The sequence below is a fragment of the Nitrososphaerales archaeon genome (genome assembly GCA_025058425.1).
Classification (GTDB): Archaea; Thermoproteota; Nitrososphaeria; order Nitrososphaerales; family JANXEG01; genus JANXEG01.
This window is the reverse complement of record JANXEG010000071.1, coordinates 1-5,089: the sequence shown is the minus strand read 5'-3', so window position 1 is coordinate 5,089 and position 5,089 is coordinate 1. Positions and strand designations below refer to the sequence as shown.

Below are 5,089 nucleotides of genomic sequence, written 5' to 3'. Positions count from 1 at the left end.
GTTGTCCGAGAGGGCACAGCCGGGCAGCTAAGCTGTTGGGGATAAGAGCTGAAAGCATCTAAGCTCGAAGCCCCTCCCGAGAAAAGACAACCATCCACACACCTCTCGCAAGGGAGGTGTGTGGACGAGAGCTGCCATAGAAGATGGCGTTGATGGGGTGGGGGTGTACGCCGGAAGAAGCACTGCTTCGACCGGTTCAGCCCGCCACTCCCAATCGCTCAAGGCCGATGGTACCCCACAGATCGCGCAAAGATTATGCATAGCGTGAGTATTTAATAGTAAATAGTAAAAATTTGCATTTATTTGAAATTGGGATGATAAGTAAGAATTATTCGATTTTTACTCAGAAATTAAATTCTACAGATTGGATGGACTCATCGCTCATAAGCTATCGATCGTGTAAATTGGATCATTAAATTTATCTAAAAACAGAAGAAAGCACGGAGTACTTGCTATTATGTCAACGATGCTTATAGAGTTCACTCATGCGTAATTCATAAGAAGATAATTTTTCCTTAATTTTTCCCTTTTTCCTTTTTTATCGTCAAATGGGTAAAGGCTTCATCTTATTTAACAGTCACAGATTTTGCCAGATTTCTCGGATAATCGGGATTATGCTTTCTCGCCAATGTAATATGGTATGCAAGGAGTTGAAGGGGTATGACTTCGATGATAGGGTAGAGCAATTTATTGACGGTCGGTAATTGAATGAAATCGTCGTAAATTTCATTCATAATATTGGAGACACCGATGATCTTCGCACCCCTCGCCTTCATTTCAGAAGCATTCCCCAGAGTTTCAAAGTAAGTTTCATCGTGAGGGTTAAGTACAACGACGGGCGTACCATCACTTATGAGGGCTAAAGTTCCATGCTTTAACTCACCAGCGGGCATACCTTCGGCATGGATGTAAGCGAGCTCCTTCAACTTCAACGCACCCTCTAGAGCTATGGGGAAGTGCGGCCCTCTACCCACATAGTAAAAATCTCCACTTGTATAGTACTTCTTCGAAATCTTCTGAATCTCACCCTCCAACTTAAGAACCTCTCTTACATACCTTGGAAGTTTTGGGAGATCGAAGTCTTCGACCGATAGATTGGAGAGCCTTAAAGCCAGAAGGTATATCACTACAAGCTGTGATGTGAAGCTCTTGGTCGCGGCTACACCGATTTCTGGACCACAATTTATAAAGAGGCTCATATCACTCTCTCTAACCAATGAGGAATTCATCGAGTTGACTATGGAGAATACCTTCACACCCTGCCTACGGGCCTCTCTCACAACATCCAAAACATCCGCAGTTTCACCACTTTGAGATATTGCGATTAAGATGGTACCTCCGTCGCTCAGATCCCCGTAATGTGAGAACTCACTCGCTATGATCGATTCTACGTGAACTTTAGATAATTTGCTGAAGAGGTGCTTCGCCATCAACGATGCATGGTAACTCGTTCCACACCCTACAACGTAGACCCTCTTTGCAGCCTTGATTTCATTGCAGAACTCATCGACCTTATTCATATCTTGGATAAGGGCTGCCCTGACGGTGTAAGGTTGCTCATGTATCTCCTTTATAGTGAAGTGGGCGAACTCCTTCTTCGATACATCGCTCACTTCCCATGCGACCTGAGTTACACTCTTACTGACCTCCAGACCATCGAATGTCAATATCTTAACCCCTCCTCTATTCACAACCGCGACCTCACGATTGTCCAGAAATATTACCCGATCGGTATGGTCGATAAATGCAAGGATATCACTGGCAAGGAAGTAGCCACCTTTATCGATACCCAATACCAATGGCGAATCCTTTCTCACACCGATCAGGATATTCGGATTATCTCGAAAGATCGTAACGAATGCGAATGTACCTTTTAACATATTGGCTGCATTCAAAACGGCCCTCTCCTCATCCTTATGAATAAGATAAAACTTTTCGATCAGATGCGCGATCACCTCACTATCTGTTTCACTCTTGAATGTATGCCCCTCTCTAATGAGAGTATCCTTTAACTCCTGATGATTCTCGAGCGTCCCGTTATGTACTATCGCGATGATCTCACCACAGGATGTATGAGGATGGGCATTCGCATCGGTAACCTTACCGTGTGTAGCCCACCTTGTGTGGGCTATGCCGATATTACCAGCGAGGTCTGTGAAGTTCAGCCTTTTGTGAATCTCATCGACCTTACCCACACCCTTCTTTATATGAATCTTATCTTGATTGATGGTGCATATACCCGCCGAATCGTAACCTCTGTACTCCAACCTCTTCAAACCATTCAAGAGAATGGTGGCAGCACTCCCTTCACCGATGTAACCGATGATACCGCACATCTTCATCATTCAGATAGATAGGTTACTTTAAAAACTCTACAAAATCACTCCTTTGTAGTATTCAAATAGTGACTTTAGAGGTTGGAGAATTTGAATACCGAAATCTTCATCTATCTGTATAGATGAGAATGATTTGAATCGATAGTAAAAGTGCTCGATCGGTTGGGAGTATATACAAAACGAATCACTAATATTATAAAACAATTTATAATAATGATAAAAAAATGGCACGTTCTATAACAAACTTTGAAGTTGAAACTCCAACCCGTCCGCCCGCCGCTTAGCCATCTTTGAAGAAGGCGAATAAGTATAAAACAACAATCCTCAATAACCTTCGTTATGCATATTAGGCTTATGATAAAATCACGTTCCATATTTGGGATTGTCAGTAAATTGGTGCGGTGCAGGTGCGGGGGGTGGGATTTGAACCCACGAACCCCTAAGGGACGAGGTTTCTCAAATCAAATATCTGAGCATCACGCAAATAGTCTCGCGCCTTTGACCAGACTTGGCAACCCCCGCACTACTATTACATAAAGCATTTAATCGACCGTAATTAATAAAATTAATCGATAAAGAAGCGCCGGGGTAGCAAAGCCAGGTAATGCGTCGGCCTCGAGATCTAACCATTAGGGCTGGAGAGCCGATGACCCTTTCGGGTCTCGTGGGTTCAAATCCCACCCCCGGCGCTAAGTGCTCCGAGGTGCTCCGAATATAAAGATTCGATCTTTCATTCAAAACCTTGTTAAAAAGCTTCATATTATGAAGAGAAAGGAACGTTATACGTATAGAGATGAGGTTGAGGAATCATGAACCTAAAAGTACTACCTCTATGCTATTGGTGCGAGCTCTCTATAGTCCATTTTATATATTGCTTTACCAATCTCCGGTTGAAAATTATGTGAATTATAACGATTATTAGAGCGAGTAATGAAGCATAGGTATGCCATTCACTCCATGTGAATCTATCGAAACCGAGGAATAATAACCTTCCACTACGTGGTCCGTGAGGCCATAGGTATAAAAATATACCCGTTACTAGACTTATGAGAGATAACGTCGTCATCAAGTAGAAGAGCCAGGCTCTTAAGAGAATCATTGGAGTTATTTCTTCAAGTTACTATTTAAAGTTTTGCTACTAGAGTTTGAATGGTGTAAATATTAACGGAATTCTTGTATTAAGAATTAAGTGCAGAAGTATCGATTGACTTGGCGCGAAGGTTTAAAGAAACTGTACATGTTATTGATACCGTCAAGAGCTTTAGCACGATTAGGAAATTTCTCATTATCGGTATTAGTTGAAAGCCCAATTATAAAGATCGATCAATGAGCCGAACTTTTTATCGTTAATTATGATGATTATCTAGAACATATTCTTCAGTTATCGAGTCTAATAATCAAAATGGCCGAATGATCGATCTCTTCACAAGTTGATCGAGTACGCGCTTCACCACATCCTCCTTTATGTTGAGGCTCTTCGAAATCTCTCTAACGGTCCGTTCATTCTTATTTAAGATATGATAGGCGATCATCCTCTCTATGAAGGATATCGGCTTGCCTTTGATACTCTCCTTCGCTGCACGCATGGCTAGACTTCTGAGGTGAAGTAGCGCAGCCCTCTCTTTCTCCAATTCAGCGATCCTCCTATCCAGATCGGCGATCAGGTCTGCAAATTGATCTAACGTATGGTATTCGCTGGTAAGATGGTCGAGGCGGTCTTTGAATTCTCCTATAGACTTGGGTAGGGTGACACGTTGTAATGATGATACACTTACGTTGTAAAGGTCTGGTGAAAAATCGACCGTTAATGATACTGCCTTTGCAAGGTAGTACATCTTTCTGTCAGGCCCATAAGGGCTTGACTCCGTTTTAGCCTCCACGACCTCCGCTTCTTCCATCACTTTAAGGTGCTTTGAGACGAGCGGTTGATATATCCCGAGATCCTCTGAAATTTCAAGTGGGTAGCTAGGCTCCTGGCTCAACCTTCGAATGATTTCTCTCCTTATAGGGTTCTGTACGACCGTTAGTAATCGATCGAGCTCGGTCGTGGATATTTTTGCTCACCTAAAATGTATTAGGAGGGTAATGTTTATATAGTTTACTACTTTAGGTTATATACCGGAGGAGTAGATCTGATATGTCCGCAACAGCTATTCCTGCAATTACCTCAACTGGCCAACCTATACTGATACTGAAGGAAGGAAGCAGCCAGATGAGAGGAAGAGAGGCGCAGAGGAATAACATCATGGCAGCGAAGTTGATAGCGGAGATCGTCCGCACATCTCTTGGTCCAAGGGGAATGGACAAGATGCTCGTCGACACACTCGGCGATGTAACGATCACGAACGATGGTGCCACGATACTGAAGGAGATCGATGTGCAGCACCCGGCGGCGAAGATGCTCGTAGAGGTTGCGAAGGCTACCGATAATGAAGTTGGTGATGGTACAACATCGGCAGTCGTGCTTGCTGGTGCACTGCTCGAGAAGGCTGAAGAGCTGCTCGCCAAGGATGTGCATCCGACGATCATAGTCGATGGCTACAGGAAGGCTGCCAATAAGGCACTTGAGGCCCTTCGAAGCTTTGCGGAGAAGATCGATCCTGAAGATAAGAATATGCTCATCAAGGTAGCGAAGACGAGTATGGCGAGTAAACTCGTTTCCAAAGAGGCTGAAGAGCTTGCAACCCTCGTCGTAGATGCGATTCTTACGGTCGCTGAGAAGCAAGACGGAGCATATAAGGTAGATATCGATA

General features: G+C 43.6%; 4 protein-coding genes, 2 tRNA genes and 1 rRNA gene. 3 read left to right on the top strand and 4 right to left on the bottom strand.

The features are described from left to right. A 23S ribosomal RNA gene (locus NZ896_06500) occupies positions 1-234 on the top strand; the annotation flags it as partial. Between the two features lie 332 nt (positions 235-566). Here the strand turns inward: NZ896_06500 and glmS are convergent. Together glmS and NZ896_06490 are read right to left on the bottom strand one after the other, a co-directional pair. Beyond that, positions 567-2,336, bottom strand: a complete 1,770-nt coding sequence (gene glmS / locus NZ896_06495) for a glutamine--fructose-6-phosphate transaminase (isomerizing) (protein ID MCS7117096.1) — start codon at positions 2,334-2,336, stop codon at positions 567-569. Positions 2,337-2,744: 408 nt separating this feature from the next. Further along, a tRNA-Leu gene (locus tag NZ896_06490) sits at positions 2,745-2,858 on the bottom strand. A gap of 60 nt (positions 2,859-2,918) precedes the next feature. Between NZ896_06490 and NZ896_06485 the strand changes: the two genes are divergently transcribed. Beyond that, positions 2,919-3,025 (top strand) — tRNA-Ser (locus tag NZ896_06485). A 146-nt stretch (positions 3,026-3,171) separates the two neighbouring features. On the opposite strand, the gene NZ896_06480 is transcribed toward NZ896_06485, so the two are convergent. After that, positions 3,172-3,435: a DUF4405 domain-containing protein gene (locus tag NZ896_06480; GenBank protein MCS7117095.1), complete on the bottom strand. Its 264-nt coding sequence runs from the start codon at positions 3,433-3,435 to the stop codon at positions 3,172-3,174. Between the two features lie 298 nt (positions 3,436-3,733). Beyond that, positions 3,734-4,390, bottom strand: a complete 657-nt coding sequence (locus tag NZ896_06475; GenBank protein ID MCS7117094.1) for an ArsR family transcriptional regulator — start codon at positions 4,388-4,390, stop codon at positions 3,734-3,736. Positions 4,391-4,473: 83 nt separating this feature from the next. Between NZ896_06475 and NZ896_06470 the strand changes: the two genes are divergently transcribed. After that, on the top strand, positions 4,474-5,089 hold a 616-nt coding region (locus tag NZ896_06470), incomplete at its 3' end, for a thermosome subunit (protein ID MCS7117093.1).